Source organism: Achromobacter sp. 10T422, from assembly GCF_056394065.1.
Window position 1 is genome coordinate 344220 of sequence record NZ_JBFTHD010000001.1, and the last position, 20637, is coordinate 364856.

The 20637-nt window shown below is 64.8% G+C and carries 21 protein-coding genes; 9 read left to right on the top strand and 12 right to left on the bottom strand.

Features of this window, described 5'->3' with window-relative positions:
• Window positions 1–19: 19 nt before the first annotated feature.
• From AC1DB0_RS01525 to AC1DB0_RS01535, 3 genes are all read left to right on the top strand, one after another.
• A complete protein-coding gene (locus AC1DB0_RS01525; protein WP_476758579.1) occupies window positions 20–1606 on the top strand; it encodes an EAL domain-containing protein in 1587 nt (528 codons plus the stop codon).
• A gap of 53 nt (window positions 1607–1659) precedes the next feature.
• Complete coding sequence (locus tag AC1DB0_RS01530; protein ID WP_476756855.1) at window positions 1660–2484, top strand: AraC family transcriptional regulator; 825 nt, start codon at window positions 1660–1662, stop codon at window positions 2482–2484.
• A gap of 157 nt (window positions 2485–2641) precedes the next feature.
• A complete protein-coding gene (locus AC1DB0_RS01535; RefSeq protein WP_476756756.1) occupies window positions 2642–3634 on the top strand; it encodes a DMT family transporter in 993 nt (330 codons plus the stop codon).
• Here the strand turns inward: AC1DB0_RS01535 and AC1DB0_RS01540 are convergent.
• The 3 genes from AC1DB0_RS01540 to AC1DB0_RS01550 all read right to left on the bottom strand — a co-directional run bounded on the left by AC1DB0_RS01540 (window position 3597) and on the right by AC1DB0_RS01550 (window position 6324).
• Window positions 3597–4265 carry an HAD family hydrolase gene (locus tag AC1DB0_RS01540; protein WP_342066033.1) on the bottom strand — a complete coding sequence of 223 codons (669 nt, stop codon included), beginning with the start codon at window positions 4263–4265 and terminating at the stop codon, window positions 3597–3599. The genes AC1DB0_RS01535 and AC1DB0_RS01540 overlap by 38 nt on opposite strands.
• 92 nt (window positions 4266–4357) lie before the next feature.
• The gene (locus tag AC1DB0_RS01545; protein ID WP_476756755.1) at window positions 4358–5536 is read right to left on the bottom strand and encodes an MFS transporter; all 1179 of its coding nucleotides are present in this window, start codon (window positions 5534–5536) and stop codon (window positions 4358–4360) included.
• Window positions 5533–6324, bottom strand: a complete 792-nt coding sequence (locus AC1DB0_RS01550) for a DUF169 domain-containing protein (RefSeq protein WP_476756754.1) — start codon at window positions 6322–6324, stop codon at window positions 5533–5535. Before AC1DB0_RS01550 ends, AC1DB0_RS01545 begins: the two co-directional genes overlap by 4 nt.
• A gap of 203 nt (window positions 6325–6527) precedes the next feature.
• Between AC1DB0_RS01550 and AC1DB0_RS01555 the strand changes: the two genes are divergently transcribed.
• Window positions 6528–7007, top strand: a complete 480-nt coding sequence (locus AC1DB0_RS01555) for a bleomycin resistance protein (RefSeq protein ID WP_476756753.1) — start codon at window positions 6528–6530, stop codon at window positions 7005–7007.
• Here the strand turns inward: AC1DB0_RS01555 and AC1DB0_RS01560 are convergent.
• Window positions 6944–7840, bottom strand: coding sequence for a LysR family transcriptional regulator (locus AC1DB0_RS01560; protein ID WP_476756752.1), 897 nt, complete (start codon window positions 7838–7840; stop codon window positions 6944–6946). The two genes, AC1DB0_RS01555 and AC1DB0_RS01560, sit on opposite strands and share 64 nt — an antisense overlap.
• 98 nt (window positions 7841–7938) lie before the next feature.
• On the opposite strand from AC1DB0_RS01560, the gene gstA reads away from it, so the two are divergent.
• Window positions 7939–8553: a glutathione transferase GstA gene (gene gstA, locus AC1DB0_RS01565; protein WP_476756751.1), complete on the top strand. Its 615-nt coding sequence runs from the start codon at window positions 7939–7941 to the stop codon at window positions 8551–8553.
• Between the two features lie 65 nt (window positions 8554–8618).
• Here gstA and AC1DB0_RS01570 read toward each other — a convergent pair whose 3' ends face one another.
• Entirely contained in the window at window positions 8619–9533 is a 915-nt protein-coding gene (locus AC1DB0_RS01570) for a LysR family transcriptional regulator (RefSeq protein ID WP_342066038.1), read from the bottom strand.
• Window positions 9534–9636: 103 nt separating this feature from the next.
• Between AC1DB0_RS01570 and AC1DB0_RS01575 the strand changes: the two genes are divergently transcribed.
• Window positions 9637–10386, top strand: a complete 750-nt coding sequence (locus tag AC1DB0_RS01575; RefSeq protein WP_054421501.1) for an SDR family oxidoreductase — start codon at window positions 9637–9639, stop codon at window positions 10384–10386.
• A gap of 4 nt (window positions 10387–10390) precedes the next feature.
• On the opposite strand, the gene AC1DB0_RS01580 is transcribed toward AC1DB0_RS01575, so the two are convergent.
• Together AC1DB0_RS01580 and AC1DB0_RS01585 are read right to left on the bottom strand one after the other, a co-directional pair.
• The gene (locus AC1DB0_RS01580; RefSeq protein WP_476756750.1) at window positions 10391–11131 is read right to left on the bottom strand and encodes a DNA alkylation repair protein; all 741 of its coding nucleotides are present in this window, start codon (window positions 11129–11131) and stop codon (window positions 10391–10393) included.
• Between the two features lie 176 nt (window positions 11132–11307).
• The gene (locus AC1DB0_RS01585; protein WP_346550175.1) at window positions 11308–11820 is read right to left on the bottom strand and encodes a MarR family winged helix-turn-helix transcriptional regulator; all 513 of its coding nucleotides are present in this window, start codon (window positions 11818–11820) and stop codon (window positions 11308–11310) included.
• A gap of 129 nt (window positions 11821–11949) precedes the next feature.
• On the opposite strand from AC1DB0_RS01585, the gene AC1DB0_RS01590 reads away from it, so the two are divergent.
• The 3 genes from AC1DB0_RS01590 to AC1DB0_RS01600 are packed head-to-tail and all read left to right on the top strand — an operon-like array spanning window position 11950 to window position 14256.
• Entirely contained in the window at window positions 11950–12474 is a 525-nt protein-coding gene (locus AC1DB0_RS01590; protein ID WP_346550177.1) for a GNAT family N-acetyltransferase, read from the top strand.
• 27 nt (window positions 12475–12501) lie between these two features.
• A complete protein-coding gene (locus tag AC1DB0_RS01595; RefSeq protein WP_476756749.1) occupies window positions 12502–12987 on the top strand; it encodes a DUF6882 domain-containing protein in 486 nt (161 codons plus the stop codon).
• Between the two features lie 9 nt (window positions 12988–12996).
• A complete protein-coding gene (locus AC1DB0_RS01600) occupies window positions 12997–14256 on the top strand; it encodes a hypothetical protein (RefSeq protein ID WP_447577968.1) in 1260 nt (419 codons plus the stop codon).
• A 106-nt stretch (window positions 14257–14362) separates the two neighbouring features.
• Here the strand turns inward: AC1DB0_RS01600 and proP are convergent, their stop codons facing one another.
• The 5 genes from proP to AC1DB0_RS01625 form a co-directional block, all read right to left on the bottom strand.
• A complete protein-coding gene (gene proP / locus AC1DB0_RS01605) occupies window positions 14363–15895 on the bottom strand; it encodes a glycine betaine/L-proline transporter ProP (RefSeq protein ID WP_054421493.1) in 1533 nt (510 codons plus the stop codon).
• A gap of 96 nt (window positions 15896–15991) precedes the next feature.
• Entirely contained in the window at window positions 15992–17929 is a 1938-nt protein-coding gene (locus AC1DB0_RS01610) for a TRAP transporter large permease (protein ID WP_476756748.1), read from the bottom strand.
• Window positions 17926–18552 (bottom strand): TRAP transporter small permease subunit, encoded by a 627-nt coding sequence (locus tag AC1DB0_RS01615; RefSeq protein ID WP_175169119.1) that lies wholly within the window; start codon window positions 18550–18552, stop codon window positions 17926–17928. The genes AC1DB0_RS01610 and AC1DB0_RS01615 overlap by 4 nt, the downstream gene beginning before the upstream one ends.
• A 19-nt stretch (window positions 18553–18571) precedes the next feature.
• Window positions 18572–19696: a TRAP transporter substrate-binding protein gene (locus AC1DB0_RS01620; RefSeq protein WP_054421487.1), complete on the bottom strand. Its 1125-nt coding sequence runs from the start codon at window positions 19694–19696 to the stop codon at window positions 18572–18574.
• 214 nt (window positions 19697–19910) lie between these two features.
• Window positions 19911–20594, bottom strand: coding sequence for an SMI1/KNR4 family protein (locus tag AC1DB0_RS01625; protein ID WP_476756747.1), 684 nt, complete (start codon window positions 20592–20594; stop codon window positions 19911–19913).
• Between the last annotated feature and the right edge of the window lie 43 nt (window positions 20595–20637).

A 20637-nucleotide genomic window follows, 5' to 3' on the forward strand; every position in this document is an offset into this window, starting at 1 on the left:
GCGGGTTGCGGAGCGTCGCATGAACAAGACAGGCATGGTGTTGCTGGCATCAACGGTTGGCGTCCTGGCCTTGATCGTGCCTTTTTCGCTGTCGCTCTATCTGGCGCAGACGCAGGGCCGTGACGACGCGCTGACCGCATTGCACGATCTGGCGGAAGACGTGCTGCACCGGGCCGACAATGCGCGCTTGCAAATCAGCGACGCCATCGACGCCCTGAACAACAACCCCGCCGAACCGCCCTGCTCGCCCGAGCAACTGACGCGCATGGGCATGTTGTCGGCAGCGTTCAGCCACGTGGCGGGCATGGCKCKGCTGGAGCAAGACGCGCTGGTCTGTACCACGCTGGGCGGGCAAGGCGTCCCGCTGAATCTGGGCGCACCGCATGGCAACCGCCAATACGGCTTGCGCTTTTGGAGCGCGATCGAATTGCCCAACCTGCCCGGGCAGACTTTCAGCGTGCTGGCCCGCGACGGCTACGCCGCGCTGGTGTATCCCGATTTGGCGATCGACCTGCTGAACCGCGAATCGCCCGTATCGCTGGCCTTCTTTTCCACCGGACAGCGCTTGATTCTGGGCCGCCGCGGCACGATCCAGGACGAATGGATCGACCGCTACCAAGGCCAGCCCATCCAGTTTGAAGACGCTGGCTACTTCGTAGTGATTCAGCCGTCCGACACGGGCGACAGCGCGGCATTGGCCGCCATGCCCTCGGCGCTGGTGCAGGCGCAGGTGCAGCGGTTCGCCTACATACTCGGGCCCGTCGGCCTGATCTTGGGGATCTTGCTGACGGGCGTCGTGGTGTTCGTCGCGCGCCGCCGCCTGTCGCTGAGCGGCGAGCTGGAAGCCGCCATCGACCGCGACGAATTCTTCGTGGAATACCAACCCATCATCGACCTGCAAGACGGCCGATGCGTGGGCGCCGAAGCGCTGGCCCGGTGGCGCAATGAAGACGGCGCGCTGGTCAGCCCCAACGTGTTCATTCCGCTGGCCGAAGCCAACGGCATGATCCAGCGCATCACCACCCGCGTCATGGAAATCGTGGTGCGCGACGCCGCCGAATTGCTGCGCGCCGACCCGCAGCTGCATATCGCCATCAACCTGTCGCCCGACGATCTGCATTCGGAAGGCATGGACACGCGCATGAAGGAACTGGCGGCCAGCGCCGGCATGGGCCCGGCCAGCCTGATGTTCGAAATCACCGAGCGCGGATTGATGTCGCCCGACAAGGCGCGTGGCGTGTTGCTCGCCGTGCGGGCGGGCGGCTTTCGCGTGGCGATCGACGACTTTGGCACGGGCCATTCCAGCCTGTCTTACCTGGCCACCTACGAGCTGGACTTCCTGAAAATCGACAAGATGTTCGTCGACACCCTCGGCACCGACGCGCCGACCAGCCTGGTGACGTTTCACATCATTGAACTGGCGCGCTCGCTGGGCTTGCAGATGATTGCCGAAGGCGTGGAAACCGAAGCGCAGCGCGACATCCTGCGCGAGCGTGGCGTGCAATATGCGCAGGGCTGGTTGTTTGGCCGCCCCATGAGCATCCAGAAACTGGGGACATTCATTGCACGGGCGAGCCAGGGGCTGCGGCCAACTGCCGTGATTTAATCCCAGGCATGTGTTCCGTGCATGCCGCCCCGTCGGACCCCGGCGCGCCCGCTTTGACGGGCGTGCCGGCGGCGTTCGACCACCCCAACGACCGCGCCGAGTTCCGCCGCACAGCGCATCAGCCCGGCGTGGAGCTTTACCGCGCCCACATCATCCGGCACGCGTTCGAGCCCCACACGCATGAAGCCTATGGCTTGGGCGCGATCGAATCCGGCGTCGAACGGTTCCGCTACCGCGGCGCGGACCATCTGGCCCCGTCCGGCTCGGTCGTGCTGATGAACCCCGACGAGCTGCATACCGGCCGCGCCGAAACGGAAGGCGGCTGGCGCTACCGCATGGTTTACATCGACCCCGGCGTCGTGGCGCGCGTGACGGGCGAAGACGGCTGGTGGTTCGATACCGCCGTGGGCCATGACGCCGCCAGCGCGCAACGTGTCACCGCCCTGCTCGACACCTTATGGCACGCGCATGAACCGCTGGCCTTCGACAGCGCGCTCTACGCACTGCTGAACGAGTTCCGCCGCCACGCGCAGGTGCCGCGCCATGCGCCGTCCGAAGGCGCGCCGCGTTTTGCGCCCGTCATCGAGTTCCTGCGCGCAAATCTGTCGCGCCGCCTTACGCTGGACGAGCTGGCGGCGGTGGCGGGCTTGAGCCCGTTTCATTTCCTGCGGCGCTTTCAGGCGCACTATCACGCCACGCCGCAGCAGATGCTGATGGCGCTGCGCCTGTTCGAGGCCAAGCGCCTGCTGGCCGCCGGCATCGAACCGGCGCAAGTGGCGCTGGCGGCAGGCTTGACTGACCAAGCGCATCTGACGCGCGCCTTTTCGCGCCGCTACGGCGTCACGCCCGCCCGTTACCAGAAGCAGGTTCGCGCTTGAAGCCGGTTCTCGTCTGAAGCAAGTTCGGGCCTGAAGCAGTTTCACGCCTGAAATAGGTTCGCGCCCGAAGCGCGCCAGCGTCGCCACCGCAATCTGGTACAAGACCCGCCCTGCCCGCGCTGGCTAGACTGCCCGCATTGATTTGCAGGAGCAAGGTATGTGGGCAGGAACCCTTTATGCGCTGGCCGCGGGCTTGATGTGGGGGCTGGTGTTCGTGGGGCCGTTGCTGCTGCCGGAATACCCGGCGGCGCTGCAATCCGTGGCGCGCTACCTGGCGTTCGGGCTGATCGCGCTGCCGCTTGCATGGCTGGATCGCAACCGCTTGCGGCAGTTGCGCCGCGCCGACTGGATCGAAGCGCTGAAGCTGGCCGCCATCGGCAACCTGCTGTATTACCTGTGTCTGGCCAGCGCCATCCAGCGCGCAGGCGGCCCCGTCCCCACCATGATCATCGGCACCTTGCCGGTGGTGATCGCCATTTGTGCCAACCTGCGCAATGCGCGCCGCGACGGCAAACTGCCCTGGATGCGTCTGGCGCCATCGCTTGCGTTGATTGCGTTGGGCATCGGCTGCGTCAACCAGGTAGAGCTGCAAGCGCTGCGCCAGGACGCCGATGCCGACATGTCGCGCTACGCGGTCGGCGCCTTGCTGGCGCTGGCCGCCGTCGCCTGCTGGACCTGGTATCCGCTGCGCAATGCCGACTGGTTGCGCGCGCACCCCGACCGCAGCCCCAGCACCTGGGCCACCGCGCAGGGCGTGGCCACGCTGCCGCTGGCCTTGGCGGGCTACGCCATCCTCTGGGGCGGAATGGCCGCCACGGGCAGCGCGTTCGACATGCCGTTAGGCCCGCGCCCCGACGTGTTCCTGGGCCTGATGATCATCATCGGCTTGTTCGCCTCGTGGCTGGGCACCTTGTGCTGGAATGAAGCCAGCCAGCGCCTGCCCACCGCCTTGGCCGGCCAGCTCATCGTGTTTGAAACCCTGGCCGCGCTGGCCTATGCCTTCATCTTGCGCGGCACGGCGCCTGAACCGCTGACGCTGATTGGCATCGCCTGCCTGGTCGTGGGCGTGCTGCGCGCCGTGCGCGTCAAGCCGATACCCGTACCGGTAACGGCTACAGCAAATCCGGCAAGCGGCTCAGGTCGTCGATGACGTCGAACGCGCCTTCGTCCAGCAAGCGCTGGCGCTGGTTCGGCCCATTGTGTGACGCGCCCACATAGCCCACCGCCCGCATGCGCGCGGCGCGGGCAGCGCGCACGCCCGGCACGCTGTCTTCCACCACCACGCAATCCAGAATCGCCGCGCGCATCTGGCGCGCGGCAAACAGGAAGACGTCGGGCGCGGGCTTGCCCTTGGCCACTTGCGCCGTGCTGAACACGTTGGGAGCGAAGTCGTCCCACAGGCCCACCAGCTTCAGCGCGGCTTCCAGTTTGGGCGGCGTGCTGCTGCTGGCCACGCAGATATCCATCCCACGCGCGCGCAGCGCCGCCACGGTTTCGTGCACATGCGGCAAGGCCCGCAGTTCTTCGCGGAACGTGTGCGCCAGGCGGTCGGCATACTGCCGCGCAAAGCTGTCGGGCAAGGTGCAAGCGTTTTCGGATTGCAGGGTTTGCCACATGTCGGCATCGGGTATGCCGGCGAAACGGTGAGCGGCTTCTTCGGGCGTGATCGTGATGCCATGTTCGGCCAACGCGCGCGATTGCGCACGCGCGGCGATGATTTCGCTGTCGATCAGAACGCCATCGCAATCGAAGATGACAAGGCGGGTGGTAGACGGTTGCATATCGGCTCCAACAAGGTCGGCCTTCATGATAGGCCTCGATCATGACGTTGCGCACGCGGGCGTCGATGGCGCATTGAGGCTGCGCAATGCCGCTAGAGTCTGGCCGCCCGCACCCGCCGCAAGCCGCCTGCAATAAGCACCCCCGCCACGCCCGCCGCCACCACCACGTAGGATGCCTCGCCCCAGCCGTAACGGTCGATCACCCCCCCGACGGTGACCGGGCCAATGACCTGGCCCAAGTTGCTGCCCTGCATGACCAGCCCCACCGACGCCGCCGTCAGCCCCGCACGCGGCGCCACCAGCGGCGCGGTGCCTAGCAAGGTGGCGGGAATCAGTCCGCCTACGGCCGAGAACAGCACGCAGAGCAGAAAGGTTGGCATGGCGGGAAGCACCGAGCGGAAGATCAGCAACGCCACCACGGCCATCGCCGCACTGGCGCAAGCAATCAAGGTCGACCGCCGCCAGCCGCGCGCAAGCAGCACGCCCGCGCCCAGGTTGCCGATCAGATTCGCCGCGCTGGCAATGGCGCTGTAGAGCCCCGCCTGGGCCAGCGTCAAGCCCAATTGCTCCATCAGCAGCACGGGCAGGAACGTGAACAGCGCGAAGAACATCAAGCTGTAGAGCGTGAACGACAAGGCCAGCAGCACCGGGCCTGCGGCGCTGAGCGTGTCGGTGGTGTCTTGCCGCATGCCGCGCCACGACAGCTGTGGCCCGGGCGGCGACGCGGGCGCCAGCGCAACCACGCTCACGAACGCCACCGCCACCGCAACACCCGCGCACCACCAGTACGCCTGCCACTGGTCAAAGGCTTGCGAGGCCAGCATCGCAATGGCCATGCCCGCCGGCATGTAGCAGCTCCAGAGCGCAAACGCGAAGTCGCGGCCCGAGGCCGACACCATGCGTTGCAACGCGGCGGGCCCGGCGACGGTGATCATCAGGAACCCCAGCCCTTCGATCACGCGCGACGCCAACAGCACGCCGTAGCCGGGCGCCATCGCACCGATGACGGTGCCCAGCGCCGTCGCCAACAGGCCCAACAGCAACATGCGCCGCGCGCCGAACCGCGCGATGACGCCGCCTGCGGCGATGCCGCCCACCACGCCCAGAATTGAAAACACCGCCGTCAGCGTGCCAATCGACGCCAGGTCCAGGCCCATGTCCGTGCGCAGCAGCGGCGCGGCAATGATCACCTTGCCCACTTGCAACGACGCCACCACGCCCGCCCCCACCACCGCCAGCACCGCGGCCCAGCGCGTGTCGCTCGCGATCATTGCGCCCTCTTCGCATAGCTCACGCCCATGCCGGCGCGCACATCGTTCTGGATGCCATAGGGCGCAATCGGGTAGCGCAAGCCGTTGGCCGCCAGCGCCTTCATGCCCTCAATGGCAATCGGCAGATAACGCGGTGGCAAGGCCATCAACATTTCCTCGTCGGGCACGCCGCCGTATCGGCGCTCGGCAAAACAGGGCAAGGACAGGCTGGGTTCGCCCGTGGCCAGCGCCCGGCCCCAGGAGTCCGCACAGGCGGTCTCGCCCACCACGCTCCAGTCAAACCGGCGGTAGTTCTTCCACTGCAAGCCATTGATAAGAATGATCATCTGCCCTGGCGTGGCATACACCAGGCAGATATCGGGCGGATCAAGCCGGCCCGATGCCAAGGGCGACACCACCAGCCCGCGATACTTGCCCGCCGGCACACAGGACAAGGCCGATTGGCGTGCACGCGCATCGGCTTCGGTGGCGTGCCAGACGCCCACGTAGTCCTTGCCGCTTTTCCAGTCTTCGTCTTGCGGCCCCAGGCCGATCACCGCGCGGCACTGCGCGCCGACGAGATCGTCGCCGGTGATCCCCACCGTCCAGCCCAGGCGCGCCGCCATGCCCACGATCTGGTCCGTGGTGTGCGTGGCTTGCGGCCGGCGCAACCCTTTAATGCCCGCCATGTCCGCTTCGTCTTCGAACAGCTTCATGCCGATGACGGTGGTCTTCAGGCGCAGCAGCTTGTTCAGGTCATCCACCAGCTGCGGCCAGTTCATGGCCGCGTCGTGCGTTGTCTCTTCCATTTCCGTCCTTTGGACTGTTGTGTGCCGTAGCGATTGATCTCGCGGTCAAAAACGCGGTTCGCGCATTTACCAGGATAATCGTCGGCGTGCCGTGACGGCGAGCCGTAACGGCGAGCCGTAACAGCGTGCGGTGACGGCAGGCCATTACGGCAAGCCGTAAGCATGTCGCAATTCCAGCACGCATGACAACCACCAAAAGAGACATGGACCAACAAGAACGAAACAACGCAACTTCCGAAGGACGGCTGCCCACCGGCGGCTTTGCGGCGATGGTGCCGGAACTGGATGTGTCCAACCTGGACGCCAGCCTGGCCTTCTGGTGCCAACTGCTGGGCTTTGACGTGGCCTATGCGCGGCCCGAAGCCGGCTTTGCGTATCTGGAGCGCGGGCCGCTACAGATCATGCTGTGCCAGATCAACCATGAATGGGACACGGGGCCGCTCGAACGCCCCTTCGGACGCGGCATCAATTTTCAGATGACGGTGCCCAGCATCGAGCCCATCGCCGATGCGCTGGCCGAAGCGAATTGGCCGCTCTTTCGTCCCATTGAGGAAAAGCGCTACCGGGTCGGCGCTGGCTGGTCAGTGTGCAGGGAATTCCTGGTGCAAGACCCCGACGGCTATCTGCTGCGGTTTGCGACGGCGGAAGCTGGAGGGGGCTGCAACATCTCGAACAAGGCCTGAACCGGCGCGCTCTCTGCCGCGTGCTGGGAGGCCGCCAAGCCAAACGACCGGTACTGCGGCGCCGCCAGCCGCAACACGCGCAAGCCGCGGCGGTTCTCGGGCAAGGTCAATGCGGGCACCAGCGTCACTCCAAGCCCTTCGCGGACCAGGGCGAACGCGCTTGCCCAATCGCGCACGGTGGCGCGCACGTCCGGGATGGTGATGCCCGCGTCTTGCGCCAGGCTTTGCGCGTGCACGCTGCAACCGCCCGTTGCCAGCACGAAGGGCTGCGTGGTCAGATCCGCAAAGTCGATGGCGTTGCCCGCACGCGCCAGGGGATGCGCGGCAGGCAGCACCGCCATCCATTCGTCTTCACCCAGCGGACACACGTGCCGGCCCGGCGCGGCGTTCAACACCACGCCCACATCCACCGTGCCTGCCGCCAGCAAGGTTTCGACTTCGTCATCGCTGGCTTCCAGCGACACCACATCAATCGCCGGATGCAATTGCCGAAACCGCCGCAGCACGGGCGGCAAAATGGTCGAGAACACCATCGGGAAACTGGCCAGCCGCAAGGTGCCGCGTGCGGTCCCGCGCGCGGCTTGCGTCAGCGCCTGAATGCGCTCAAGCGCTCCCAGCATGGCGCGCGCTTCGTCCACCACGCGCAGCCCCAGCGCGGTGGGTACCGTCTGGCGCCGTTCGCGCGTGAAAAGCGGCGCGCCCAGCATGTCTTCCAGCTGGGCGATGGCCTGGCTGGCGCCCGACTGCGTCATGCCCACCTGCGCTGCGGCGTGCGTGATGTTGCCGGCATCCGCCACCGCCAGCACCAGCCGCCAGTGCATCAGGTTCATCATGGCATTAGCTCTGCTTATGGTTATTTTCTGAAGAAGTAATTTTACGCATGCCGCGCGGCGTTTCAAGATAAGTGCTTTGTTGAATTCAGGACCGACCGATGAAGCTGTATTACGCCCCCGACACCTGCTCGCTGTCGCCGCACATCGTGCTGCGCGAGCTGGGCCTGCCTTTTACGCTGGTGCGTGTGAACAACCAGACCAAGCGCACCGCCGACGGCGGTGATTTTCTGGCGATCAATCCCAAGGGTTACGTGGCCGCGCTGCAACGCGACGACGGGCAAGTGCTGACCGAAGGGCCGGCCATCGTGCAGTACCTGGCGGACTTGAAACCGGAAGCCGGACTGGCCCCGCCCAACGGCAGCTGGGAACGCAGCCGCCTGCAAGAATGGCTGAACTTCATCAGCACCGAAATCCATGGCGGCTTCGGCCCGCTGTTCAACCGCGCCCTGCCGCAAGCCGCGCGCGAATGGTGGCTGGCGCGGCTGGAAAAGCGCCTGGACTATCTTGCCGGCGCGCTGGACGCCCAACCGTATCTGGCCGGCAGCCGCTTCGGCGTGGCCGACGCCTATCTGTACACGGTGTTGCGCTGGGCGGCGTTCTTCGATATTTCCCTGACACGCTGGCCCGCTCTGGCGGGGTATATGTCCCGCGTAGGCGAACGGGCCAGCGTGCAGGCGGCGCTGGCGGCCGAAGGGCTGATGGGCGGGGCATGAAGCGGGTGCACGGATACACGGCGTCATTCGCCAGCATCCTTGCGCCACATCATTCCCCCGGCTGATCACCCGACATCAATCCCCCGCATCAGCGCCGCCGCCATCGTGGGCTGGCGCAGTTGCTCCAGCCACCATTGCAGCGCGCGCCCCTCGTGGCCGCCGCGCCATGCCAGATACAGCAGGTTGGGCTCGCGCGGGGTCTCGGTCGCTTTTTCCACCAGCTCACCGCGCGCCAGCAGGGACGCCACGCGATGGCGCGGCAGCCAGCCCACACCCAGCCCGTCGCGCTGCGCCAGGATCTTGGCGCGCATGCTGGGTACGGCCAGCACCGCCTGCCCCCCTACCCGCCCGTAGCCGCGCGCGGCGCTGGTGCGCGACGTGTCGGCCACCACCACCGCGCGATGCTGTTGAATCTGGTCCTGCCGCAAAGGGGGTTTCAGCTTGGCCAGCGGATGACGCGGCGACACCGCGAACAACCATTCCATTGCGCCCAGTTCCGCCCATTGCAGGTTCGGCATAGACTGAGGCTCGTTCGTCGCCCCCACGATCAGATCGGCCCGGCCTTCCCGCAACGCTTCCCACGTGCCGCCCAGCACTTCATGCGTCAGACGCAGGCTGACTCCTGAATTCAGCCGGTCAAACGCGTGGATCAAGGGCGATATCAGTTCGAATTCCAGGATCTCGTCGCTGACGATATGCAGCCGGTCTTCCCAGCCGCTGGCCACTTGTTTGACGCGCTGTGTCAGCCGCGACACGTCCAGCATCAGCCGGGCGGCTTCGTCGGCCAGTAATTGACCGGCGGGCGTCAGTTGCAGCCGGTAGCGGCGGCGGTCAAACAGCAAGGCATCAAAGCGTTCTTCCAGTTGGCGGGCCGCGTGCGACACCGATGAGGGCGCCCGCCCCAGTTTCACCGCCGCGCGGGACAGGCTGCCGCTGTCCCGGATGGCTTCCAGCAGCGCCAGTTCATTTGCCGTCAACATGTGCGATTCCTTCGAACGTGTTCATCCGAAAGATCGTACGACAAAGCGCCAGCCCAGGCGCAACATGGCTACACCTTATCGAACGACTCCCAAGGAGATCACCATGAACCGTTTTGAACATAAGACCGTTTTGGTCACCGGCGGCACCAGCGGCATCGGCCTGGCGGCAGCCCAAGCTTTCGCCGACGAAGGCGCCCGCGTCATCGTCACCGGCCGCGACGAAGCCGCGCTGGAAAGCGCCCGCGCCGCGCTGGGCGGCAACGCCCTGGCCATCCGTAACGCCGCAGGCGCCCCGGGGGCCGCCGCCGCGCTGGCCCAAGCATTGAAGGCCGCAGACGTGCGCCTGGACGCCGTCTTCGTCAACGCCGGCATCGCCAAGTTCGCATCCTTGGCGGACGCCACCGAAGACCTCTGGGACCAGACCTTCAACACGAACATCAAGGGCGTGTTCTTCCAGCTGCAAGCGTTGGAGCCGCTGTTGAACCCGGGCGCGTCCATCGTGCTCAATGGCTCCATCAACGCGCACATCGGTATGCCGGCATCCAGCATTTACGCCGCCAGCAAGGCCGCGCTGATCTCGCTGGCCAAGACCTTGTCGGCAGAGTTGCTACCGCGCGGCATCCGCGTGAATGTGGTCAGCCCTGGCCCGATCGCAACCCCCATCTACGGCAAGCTGGGTTTGGACGCGGACACGCTGGAGAAAACCGCCGCCAGCATCCAGTCGCAGATTCCGCTGGGCCGCTTCGGCACCCCGCAAGAACTGGCCTCGACCGTGCTGCATCTGGCCGCGCCGGAATCCGCGTTCATTGTCGGCACCGAGATCATCGTGGATGGCGGAATGAGCCAGCTTTGAGCGGTTACGCCGCAATCGAACGCTGTGCGCGCTTGCAGATGCGTTCGGTTGCGGCGGACGGCTGGCCGGCCAGCCAACGCGCGCACACCTCACGCACCCAGTCCGGCTGATCTTTGCTGGCGTCGTTAAGCCAGTTTGCGACCGAGTCCTGCACATAAACGGCGGGGTCGGCGCGTAATGCCGTAAGCAGCGGCAAGGCTTGGTCTGGATCAGACTTCAGCGCCGCAATGTGGGCGCACCAGACGCCACGCGGCCTCAGGCATTCGCTGGCAAAGCGGCGCACCCGTTCCGACGGGTCTTGCGTCCATGATTGCAGGGCTTGCAAAGACGTTTCCAGTTCGGCGGCCAAGCACGGGCGCACCGCCAGCCAGGCCCATTCGCGCACGCCAAAATGCGCATCGTCGGCCAAGGGGCGAATCCGTTCCAGACGTTCGCCAGGCGTCAAATCCGGAACCCCGCCGACCACGAAGCACGCCCAACCGCGCACCGTGTCAGAGGCATGCGCCGCCAGCATCGGTTCGCAATCAGGCCCAAGTTGATCATTCAACAAGAGCGCCGCCACCGCCATGCGTTTGGAAATGCCCGTGCTTGCTTCCGCCTGCATCTGCGCCATGGCGTCGCGCCCGACTTGCGGGGCCACCGCCTGCATCAGCGCGGCGAAGTCCACGGCCAGGCACTCCGTCAACGTGGTGGCGGGCGCGCCCGCATTCAGCTGCGCCAGACGGGCCGGGCTGATGTCTTTCACACCTCGGCCGGCGGGCTTAGTCGTGGGCGAAGCGGTGTTGCGCTTCGTAGGAACCGAAGCAGCGGTACGCTTTGTAGCAGGCGATGCGGCGGTACGCTTCGTAGGAAGCGAAGCAGCGCTACGCTTCGTAGCAGGCGAAGCGGGGTTGCGCTTCGCGGGGGTCGATGCGCCGGCGCTCATCGCTGGCCCTTTCGCAACGCGGCACGCCCGGTGTCGGTGCCGTGCCAGACGCGCGCCAGCAATTCGCTTAACTGCGCCTTATCGGGTGCGCTCAGGTTGCCGAACAAGGATGCGATCCAGTCCGTGTGCTCCTTGAACAATTTCGCCGCCATGGATTTTCCTTTGGTGGTCAAAGCCACCGTGATTTTGCGGCGGTCTTCAGTGCCCGCCTGCCGCGACACATAGCCGTCACGTTCCAGCCCATCCACCAAGCCCGTAATGGTGGCGCGCGTCACGCCCGCCCCGTCCGCCAACTGATGCGGCGACAGCCCGTCCGCCTGCTCGTGCAACAGGAACAACAGCACGAATTTCCCTTCCGATAGCTGGCGCGGCGCGAGACGAGCCGCGCAATCGCGGTCGATCGCATTGGCTAAAGACAGCAGTTGAAAACACAGGCCGATGTCGTCGGCCGAGTCCAACCCGCGCCGCGCCGCTTCGTCCAGCAGCGCGTGGTGTTTGGGTTCAAGCATGGGTGGCGTGGGGAGCAAGATCGCGTTCCTGAGTTGATTCAGCGACAGATAGTAAGGCACCTAATTAGTTTGATGCAAACGCCCCTTTTCGTACACGTCATCCAAGCGCCGGTATCATCTGGCATGGCCTTGACTACCCCACCCGCGCCCATGCTTACCCCGTCCACCACCGTGACTTTGCGTCGCGTGCAAGCGGGCGACGTGCCCATGATTCTGGCCATGGAATCCGACCCGGCCGTCATGCAGCACAGCACGGGCGTCAAGCCCGCTACCGAGGCGCGGCGGCAGGAGCTTCTGGCATGGCTGGCCGAACCGCAAACCGATATCGGCCATTGGTCCATCGTCGTAGGCCAAGTCGCCGTCGGCTGGATCAGCCTGGTTCCGCTTGAGGACTCTGGCCGGCTTCAACTGGCCTACCGTCTGAGCCGCGCGGCCTGGGGCCACGGTTACGCAACGCTCGCTGGCAAACTCCTATGCGACTACGCTTGGCGCACGCTGGACGTGCCCCAACTGGTGGCCGTGGTCTGGCCCGGCAATCATGCATCCGGGCGCGTCCTGGAAAAACTGGGCTTTGTGTTCAGCGCCCAAGAACAGCACTACCACCGCGACACGAATGTCTACGTATTGCCTCGCCCCAATGCCCTATCATCCTGATTTTTCCCCTACAAAGAACCGCCAAGCATGACCGACACCACGCAGCCTTTTGACGTTCAAGCCTTCATTGCCCAAAGCCTGGAGGGCATGCAAGCCGCTACCAGCGCGCACTGCGCCACCTGGCATCTGGACGAGGCCGAGCAGTGGTCGGTGGACATGGACGAAGAGTGCATCGTGTTCCAGCTGCCGGGCGGCATTACCGCGACGGCGCCGGTGCAGATTGTGGGTACGTCGAACACGGCGGACGGCAGCTTTCTGTGGGGTTGGGACCATCCTTCCGTGCCCGCCGAATTGTCGGAACACGCGCAACTGGCGCTGGCGTTTGGCCGTGCGCATGGCTTGCCCGCGTATTCGCATCGCAAGGTGCAGTGCGACGACGCGCTGGCCTGGGAATTCACGGCCGTTGCGATGCGCCTGGGTGAAGCCACCGGCACGTACCGGGCGCAAGCGTCTGAGACCGCCTTTGTGTGGATGACTTTCGGACAGGTCACGTTGTCCGCTGCTGAAGACTGACCCCTTCCCATGACCCTGCCCGCTCGCCGCCCGCCCCCTTTGCTGCTTGGCGCCCTGGCGCTGGCCGTGTTGCCGCTGTTTGGGGGCACGGCCGATGCCGCTTCACGCACCGTCTACACCGGCACGCTGCAAGGCGCGGGCGATGTGGTCATGGAACTGGATAGCCAGGCGGGCGCCAATGGCGAACTGACCGGGCGCTACTTCTATCCGAAGCACGGCGTCGACATTCCCTTGCAAGGCACGGCGCAGGCGCTGGTTGAGCCGAAGCCTTTCTTTGAAGTGGCTGATTCCGGCAAAGATCCCGAAACAGACCCAGCCGCAACGTGGCAAGGCGAGCGCGATGCCAGCGGCTATCGCGGGCAATGGAAAGACGCCCGCACGGGCAAAACGCGCACGTTCAGCCTGCGCCGCGTGGCGGATTACGATCCCGACAAACTGACGCCAGACAGCGCGCAGGCCGTCACCGACGCGATCAGCGGCGGGATGGGCAGCGGCATCAATCGCCACGTGGGCATCAATGCCGGCAACGCACCCTACGAAACCCTGAAGCTTGCCGGCCACGCGGTACCCGTCGGCCAAGACAGCGGCGCAGGCCCTGTGGCGTACCAGCTATGGCGCGACCCCCGCACCAAATTCAGCTATCCGCGCTTGAGCCGGCATCCCGACCCACAGGTGCTGACCCGCATCAACCACCTGCTTGAACAACGCCACTGGCAAATGAACCTGGCCGCGCTGGCGTGCATGTCGTCCGCGTATACCAACGGCAACCCGGCCGCCGGCACCTTGGGCAGCTATGACGAAGAAAGCATCACCGTGCAGTGGTTGTCGCCCGCGCTGATGACCGTGACGGAATCCGGCAGCCTGTACTGTGGCGGCGCACACCCCGACAACCATTTCGAGCCCTACACGTTTGATCTGCTGCGCGGCGAATACCTGGACTGGAACCGCATCTTTGACGCTTACGTGCCGGACGAAAACGGCTGGCGCAAGGAAACGCCCACGCTGCTGGCGTTGATGGAAAAAGCGCGCGCGCCGCTGGCCGACGACGCCCTCAAGGGCGCCACCGAAGACGAATCCCTGGAAGGGTGTTCGGACTTGTGGCCCAGCTATCTGGCCTTGGGCACCGAAGCCCCCGGCGTGTTGACCTTGTCGATCTCCGGCATCGGCCACGCGATGGGCATCTGCCTGGGCACGCATGCGACGGTGCCGTTCAAGGACTTGGCGCCGATCGTGAAACCCGGCGGCCAGGCGTACCTGGTCACCGAGTAGGCGAATCTGCGTGCCGGCGGATCTGCGGGTCTGCGGGTCTGCGGCTTTGCGATTCGGCAAGTCAGCAAACCCGCGTCTCCGCGATTCCGCCCGCCCGGCAGGCGGGCTACTCCAATGACGGATGACGGTCTGCAAGCTGTTGGCGCCGTTGCCGCAGCGCTTCAAGCTTGTCTTCCAGTTCCGCGATTTCGGCATCGACGTCCTGCACGCGTTGCTCGATGGTCTCGTAGGCCTCTTGCAGCAGCGCTTTCGCTTCATGCTTGCTGGACGCATTGGGCGTGTCGCCCCGCAGCGGCCGGTTCGCGGTTTCAGGCAGGAAGAACGACGTGATCAAGCCGATGGAAGCGGCCACGATCAGGTAATAGGCGGGCATCATCAGGTTGCCCGTTTCTTCGACCAGCCAGGCCGCCAGCGTCGGCGTCAGGCCGGCGATGATGATCGCCACGTTGAAGGAACTGGCCAGCGCGCTGTAGCGGATGCGTGTCGGAAACAGCGCGGGCAGTGTCGAAGCCATGACGCCCGTCAGGCAATTGAGCAACACGGCAATGAAGAGCAGGCCCAGAAAGATCAGCCCGGTGTTGTCGCTGCCCACGAACTTGAAGGCCGGCACCGCCAGCACCAACAGGCCCACGCTGCCTGCCAGCAGGAATGGCTTGCGGCCGACCTTGTCGCTGGCGAACCCGACGACGGGCTGCACGAACAGCATGCCAATCATGACCACGATGATGATCAGCACGCCATGCTCTTCGGAATACCCGAGATTGCTGGTCAGGTAGGTCGGCATAAACGTCAGCAGCATGTAGTAGGTGATGTTCGTCACCAGCACCATGCCGATGCAGATCAGCAGCGCCTTGCGGTACTTGGAAAAAATCTCGCGAAAGGAAACCGTGGGCCGCTCTTGCACCGCGTCCTGGTCTTCCTTTTCCATTTTTTCCAGCTGCTGTGTGAACGCGGGCGTTTCTTCCGCCGCGTGGCGCAAGTACAGGCCAAGCAGGCCTAACGGCCCCGCCACGAAGAACGGCACGCGCCAGCCCCATTCCAGGAAGGTCTGCTCCAGCAATATGGTTTGCAGCAGAACGACCATCCCTGCGCCCAGCACGAAGCCGGCGATAGAACCAAAATCCAGCCAACTGCCCAGAAAGCCGCGCTGGCGGTCGGGCGCGTACTCGGCCACGAAAATCGCCGCACCCGTGTACTCGCCCCCCACCGAAAACCCCTGCGCCAGCTTGCACGCCAGCAACAGCACGGGCGCCCAGATGCCGATGGACTGATAGGACGGAATCAGCCCGATGCAGAAGGTGCTGATCGCCATGATGATGATCGTCAGCGACAGCACTTTCTGCCGCCCGAACTTGTCGCCCATCACGCCAAAAAAAACGCCGCCCAAGGGGCGGACCAGGAACGGAACCGAGAAGGTGCCCAGCGCGGCAATCGTCTGCACGGCTGGCGAGGCATCGGGGAAAAAAACCTTGCCTAACGCAAAGGCGACAAACCCATAGACGCCGAAATCAAACCATTCCATGGCATTGCCAAGCGCCGCGGCCGTCACGGCCTTCTTGAGCTTGGAGTTGTCGATGACGGTGATATCACCGATCTCCAACGGCCGTGCCTGCTGTGCTAAGGGGGGTGTGGATGTCATCGTCAGCTTCCCTGTTAGTGTGTCCAGGATGGTGCTGACGAAAGCATACGCCGACCGGCCAGGTTTCGCATTGGCCGGTCTTTTGGGATCACCCGCCTATCGGTACAGCACCGTGGGCAGCCACATCCCGATACCCGGGAACATGTACAACAGGAAGATCGCCACAACCTGAATCCCCATGAACGGCATCATGCCCAGGAAGATCTGGTTCAGCGTCACATGCGGCGGCGACACGCCCTTCAGATAAAACGCCGACATGGCCACGGGTGGCGACAGGAACGCCGTTTGCAGGTTCAGCGCCACCAGCAGGCCGAAGAACAACGGGTCGATGCCGAAGGCGTTCAAGAGCGGCACGAAGATGGGCATGAAGATCACGATGATCTCGGTCCACTCCAGCGGCCAGCCCAAGAGGAAGATGATGGCCTGCGCCAAAAGCAGGAACTGGATTGGCGTCAGCCCCAGCGACAGCACCCATTCTTCGATGATGCGCTGGCCGCCCAGCAGCGCGAAGGCCGCCGAAAAAATGGATGATCCTACGAACAGCCAGCACACCATCGCGCTGGTCTTGGCCGTGAGGAAGACCGATTCGCGCAGCACCGGCAAGTTCAGCCGCCGGTACGCCAGCGCCAGCAAGGCGCCGCCCATCGCGCCCATGGCGGCCGCTTCGCTAGGGGTCGCCAAGCCGAACCCGATGGAGCCCAAGACCGCGGCGATCATCACCGCCAAGGGGAAGAACGACCCCATCAGCATCTTGAAGATTTCCAGCCGCGCCCAGGTCAGCGCGGCGTAGAACACGGCGAGCATGACCGCGCAGATGGCGGCGAAGATCCAGAAGCCGGTGGGTGCGGGGCGGGTGTCGTTGGCGGCGGCGGTTGCAGGTTCGGCTGCGGGGTTGGGGGTGGCGTTGGCCGGTAGCGCCGAAGACGACGCCTGCGGCGTGCCCGGCGGTTCGGCCAGGCCATCGGCGGGCGGTTCACTCAATCCGCCCTCGGACCCTCCCGAATCAAATCCGCCTGAATCAAACCCGCCCGACCCCAACTGCAACTCGGCCGGGATTTCATATTCCACCAAGGGCCGCGTCAGCCCGTGATGCACCACGGCCACCAGCAGCACGGTGACCGCCAGCGGCGCCAGCACCGTCGCCATGTTGCGCACCAGAAAACCGAACGGCACGTCGCGATTGCGCCGGCCCTTGAACAGCGCCGCCACCATGCCGGTCAGCGCGCGTGTGTAACCGGTGGCCTCCAGCGTCTTCGCTTCGGGCGACAGTGGCACGCCGCGTTCGCTGACCGGCAGCGGCGGCGCCATGTCGGGGCGCAGCTTGGCCACGATGATCACGTAAATCATGTACAGCCCGGCCAGCATGATGCCCGGAAACAGCGCGCCCGCGTACAGCTGCACCACCGACACGCCCGTGGTGGCGCCATAGACAATCAGCATCACCGACGGCGGCAGCAGTATGCCCAGACAGCCGCCCGCCGTGATGGCGCCCGCCGTCAGCCGCACGCTATAACCCGCCTTCAACATGGCGGGCATGGCCAGCAGCCCCATCAGCGTCACCACCGCGCCGACGATGCCGGTGGCCGTGGCGAAGATGGCGCACGTGGCCAGCGTGGCCACCGCCAGCGCGCCGGGCAGCCGCGCCAGCGCCAAATGCATCGACCGGAACAGCTTTTCGATCAGGTTGGCGCGCTCAACCAGATACCCCATGAAGACGAACAGCGGAATCGAGATCAGCGAATCGTTCGTCATCGTGGCGTACGTGCGCTGCACCATCAGGTCCAGCGTCTGGCCAATCGACCGCCCCGCGTCCGCGCTTTGCATGTAATAGGCCAGGAACGTGAACAGCACGCCCATGCCCATCAGCGTGAACGCCGTCGGAAAGCCCAGCATGATGGCCACGACAATCAGCGCCAGCATCAGCAGCCCGATATGCCCCGTGGTCAGCTCGCCCCACGGCGTCAGGAACGCGATCATCGCCAGCACGATCCCGATGCATGACAGGCCAAACCACAACGCCTTGTGGATCTTCATCGGCGGGGCTCCCCGGGGGTCGTCACATAGCGGTCAAGCTGGGCGATGTCTTCGTCTTTCACATGCACCATCTTCTTCAGCTTGTCGACGTCCACTTCCTCGACGTCTTCTTCGCGCGATGGCCACGCGCCGCGCCGCAGGCAAAGCACGCAACGCAACACTTCGGCCACGCCTTGAAGCAGCAGGAACGCGCCTGCGATGGGGATGAAGGCTTTGAAGGGATAGATGGGCGGCCCGTTGGCCATCAGCGATGAATGCTCGCCGATGGCAATCGAATAGGCGGCGTAATACCAGCCCGCCCACACCAGCGCGATGACGCCGGGAAAGAAGAACACGATGAACAGCACCAGGTCCAACCCCGCCTGCACGCGCGGCGGCAGAAAGCCGTACAGGATGTCGCCGCGCACGTGGCCGTTCTTGGCCAGCGTGTAGGCGCCGGCCATCATGAAGAGGATGCCGTAATACATCATCTGCAAGTCGAACGCCCACGCGCTGGGTTGATTCAGCAGATACCGCGCCGCCACCTCCCAGCACACGTGCAGGGTCAGCACCACGATCAGCCAGGCAAAGGTTTTGCCGACGAAGGTGGAGACGCGGTCAATCAGTCGGATAAGACGGATCATCGTGCGGCCTGGTCAGGGATCAGGCCGGCTTCGTGGCGCGCGAAAAATAATGGTTGTAGGCCATCCGGTAATTCACCGAGACGTCGCCGTGCCAGCGCCCCACCCTTTCAGCAAAGGCCCGCTGGGAGTCCAGCACTTTCTTGAACAGCGGGTTTTCGGCCGAGCGTTTGGCAATCATCTCGTCCCAGATCTTCAGCTGCGCCTGCAAAATCGCGTCTGGCGTCTTGTAGAACTTGACGTTGTGATCCTTTTGCAGCTTCACGTAGTCTTGCGAATACCGGTTGGCCGCCTTCCATGACATATCCGCGCTGCACGCCTGCGCGGCATAGCTCAACACCGCTTTCAAGTGCGGGGGCAACGCGTCGTATTTGCCCTTGTTGAACAGCACTTCGAACTGCTCGGCGCTTTGGTGAAAGCTTTGCAGCATGCAGATCTTGGACACGTCCTGAAAGCCCAGCGCCAGGTCGGAAGACGCGTTGTTGAACTCCGCCCCGTCCAGCAAACCGCGGTCCAGCGCCGGCACGATTTCACCGCCCGGCAAAGCGTTTACCGCCGCGCCCATGGCCGTGTACATGTCGATGGCCAGCCCCACGGTGCGGAACTTCACGCCTTTCACATCTTCGACCTTGGTGACCGGCCGCTTGAACCAGCCGAAAGGCTGCGTCGGCATGGGGCCGTACATCAGCGACACCACGTTCACGCCCATGGCCTTCTGGATTTCCACCAGCAATTCCTTGCCGCCGCCGTACTCGTGCCAGGCCAGCAACATGTTGGCGTCCATGCCGAACGACGGCCCCGAGCCCCACAGCGCCACGGCCGTGTTCTTGCCGTACCAATACGCCACCACGCCGTGTCCGCCATCCAAGGTGCCGGCCGACACCGCGTCCAGCAGGTCAAACGCCTTCACGACGGCACCCGCAGGCAGCACTTCGATCTTCAACTGGCCGCCGGCCATGTCGTTGACCTTTTGCGCGTAGTCGCGGGCGAACTCGTGAAAGATGTCGGTGGCGGGCCAGGTGCTTTGAAAGCGCAGGGAAATGGGCGCGTTCTGCGCCCGGGTGACAGCGGGGAACCCGAGTGCGGCGGCGCCCGCGGCGGCGGCGCCGGAAATGAACTTGCGGCGGGGCTTTGTGACGTGTTGCATGGCTTGTTGTCTCCTTGGGTGGACTACACGGACCAGCTTGTAGTAACTGCACCTGCGAGGACGCGGGGAAACGCCTGCTGCGAGCTTCCCGGTGTCGGGGCTACGACTGCTTTGCAACTTTGTGGTGATTAAACCGTCCTGACAAACAGCTGACAATCAGCTTGTTGTCAGGAATTACCCTAGCCAGAAGTACTAGTGCGTTGGCTGCAAGGCATCAGCCTTCGCCGCATTCCCAACGCGCCACCACGGCGAATGGCGCGTCTTGCACGGCAGGTACGCGCGCCAAGGCGGCATCGACGGCTGCGGCCGGAACCAGCGCCGGGCCGTCTGCCTGTCCGTCAGACCCGGTCAACAACTGGGCGATGCCATCGAGTTCCGCGCGCAGGTCTTGCGGCAGCGACGGCGCCACAGCGCGGAGGTTCGCGGCCACGCACCGCGCGGCTTCAGCCCGGCTGAATCCGTCGTCGATCAGGTGCGAGGCATCCCCCGCGCTGCGTACCACGGCTTCATAAGCAAACACGTCGAATGACACCGCTTCGATCTTGCTGGTGTCCGCGTCGTGCCAGACCAGCGCCACACCCACGCCGCCGTTGGACAGCGGCGTCAGGCAATACGCATCGCCCGCCCCCGTTTGGGCGAAAGGCAGAAAGCGGCGGCCATGCTGATAGGCGGGATTCAACCATTCATCAATGGTTTCTGCGGCCTCGTCTGCCTTGATCCATTCGAAGTCGTCGATGCACGACAACGCAGGCTGCGCCGCGAGCTTGTTCGCTCTCCAGTCGGCCACCCAGGCTTTGACGTCCGCGCCGTAGTCCGCCAGGCCCGCTTCAATCAGATTGCGCAACAAGGCCGGCAAAGGGATGCCGTGGGCTTGCGCCAAGGCGGGATAAGAATGCATGCCTGCTTACTCCGTTGTGGTGGCCGATGGCCGGGGCGATATT

Excerpts from the sequence above, each read along its gene's own strand:
- AC1DB0_RS01625 (WP_476756747.1), bottom strand. The coding sequence starts at position 20,594 with ATGCATTCTTATCCCGCCTTGGCGCAAGCCCACGGCATCCCTTTGCCG.
- AC1DB0_RS01550 (WP_476756754.1), bottom strand. The coding sequence starts at position 6,324 with ATGGAAGAGACAACGCACGACGCGGCCATGAACTGGCCGCAGCTGGTG.
- gstA (WP_476756751.1), top strand. The coding sequence starts at position 7,939 with ATGAAGCTGTATTACGCCCCCGACACCTGCTCGCTGTCGCCGCACATC.
- AC1DB0_RS01600 (WP_447577968.1), top strand. The coding sequence starts at position 12,997 with ATGACCCTGCCCGCTCGCCGCCCGCCCCCTTTGCTGCTTGGCGCCCTG.
- AC1DB0_RS01585 (WP_346550175.1), bottom strand. The coding sequence starts at position 11,820 with ATGCTTGAACCCAAACACCACGCGCTGCTGGACGAAGCGGCGCGGCGC.
- AC1DB0_RS01615 (WP_175169119.1), bottom strand. The coding sequence starts at position 18,552 with ATGATCCGTCTTATCCGACTGATTGACCGCGTCTCCACCTTCGTCGGC.
- AC1DB0_RS01545 (WP_476756755.1), bottom strand. The coding sequence starts at position 5,536 with ATGATCGCGAGCGACACGCGCTGGGCCGCGGTGCTGGCGGTGGTGGGG.
- AC1DB0_RS01555 (WP_476756753.1), top strand. The coding sequence starts at position 6,528 with ATGGACCAACAAGAACGAAACAACGCAACTTCCGAAGGACGGCTGCCC.
- AC1DB0_RS01610 (WP_476756748.1), bottom strand. The coding sequence starts at position 17,929 with ATGAAGATCCACAAGGCGTTGTGGTTTGGCCTGTCATGCATCGGGATC.
- AC1DB0_RS01620 (WP_054421487.1), bottom strand. The coding sequence starts at position 19,696 with ATGCAACACGTCACAAAGCCCCGCCGCAAGTTCATTTCCGGCGCCGCC.
- proP (WP_054421493.1), bottom strand. The coding sequence starts at position 15,895 with ATGACATCCACACCCCCCTTAGCACAGCAGGCACGGCCGTTGGAGATC.
- AC1DB0_RS01595 (WP_476756749.1), top strand. The coding sequence starts at position 12,502 with ATGACCGACACCACGCAGCCTTTTGACGTTCAAGCCTTCATTGCCCAA.
- AC1DB0_RS01540 (WP_342066033.1), bottom strand. The coding sequence starts at position 4,265 with ATGCAACCGTCTACCACCCGCCTTGTCATCTTCGATTGCGATGGCGTT.
- AC1DB0_RS01570 (WP_342066038.1), bottom strand. The coding sequence starts at position 9,533 with ATGTTGACGGCAAATGAACTGGCGCTGCTGGAAGCCATCCGGGACAGC.
- AC1DB0_RS01560 (WP_476756752.1), bottom strand. The coding sequence starts at position 7,840 with ATGATGAACCTGATGCACTGGCGGCTGGTGCTGGCGGTGGCGGATGCC.
- AC1DB0_RS01575 (WP_054421501.1), top strand. The coding sequence starts at position 9,637 with ATGAACCGTTTTGAACATAAGACCGTTTTGGTCACCGGCGGCACCAGC.
- AC1DB0_RS01535 (WP_476756756.1), top strand. The coding sequence starts at position 2,642 with ATGTGGGCAGGAACCCTTTATGCGCTGGCCGCGGGCTTGATGTGGGGG.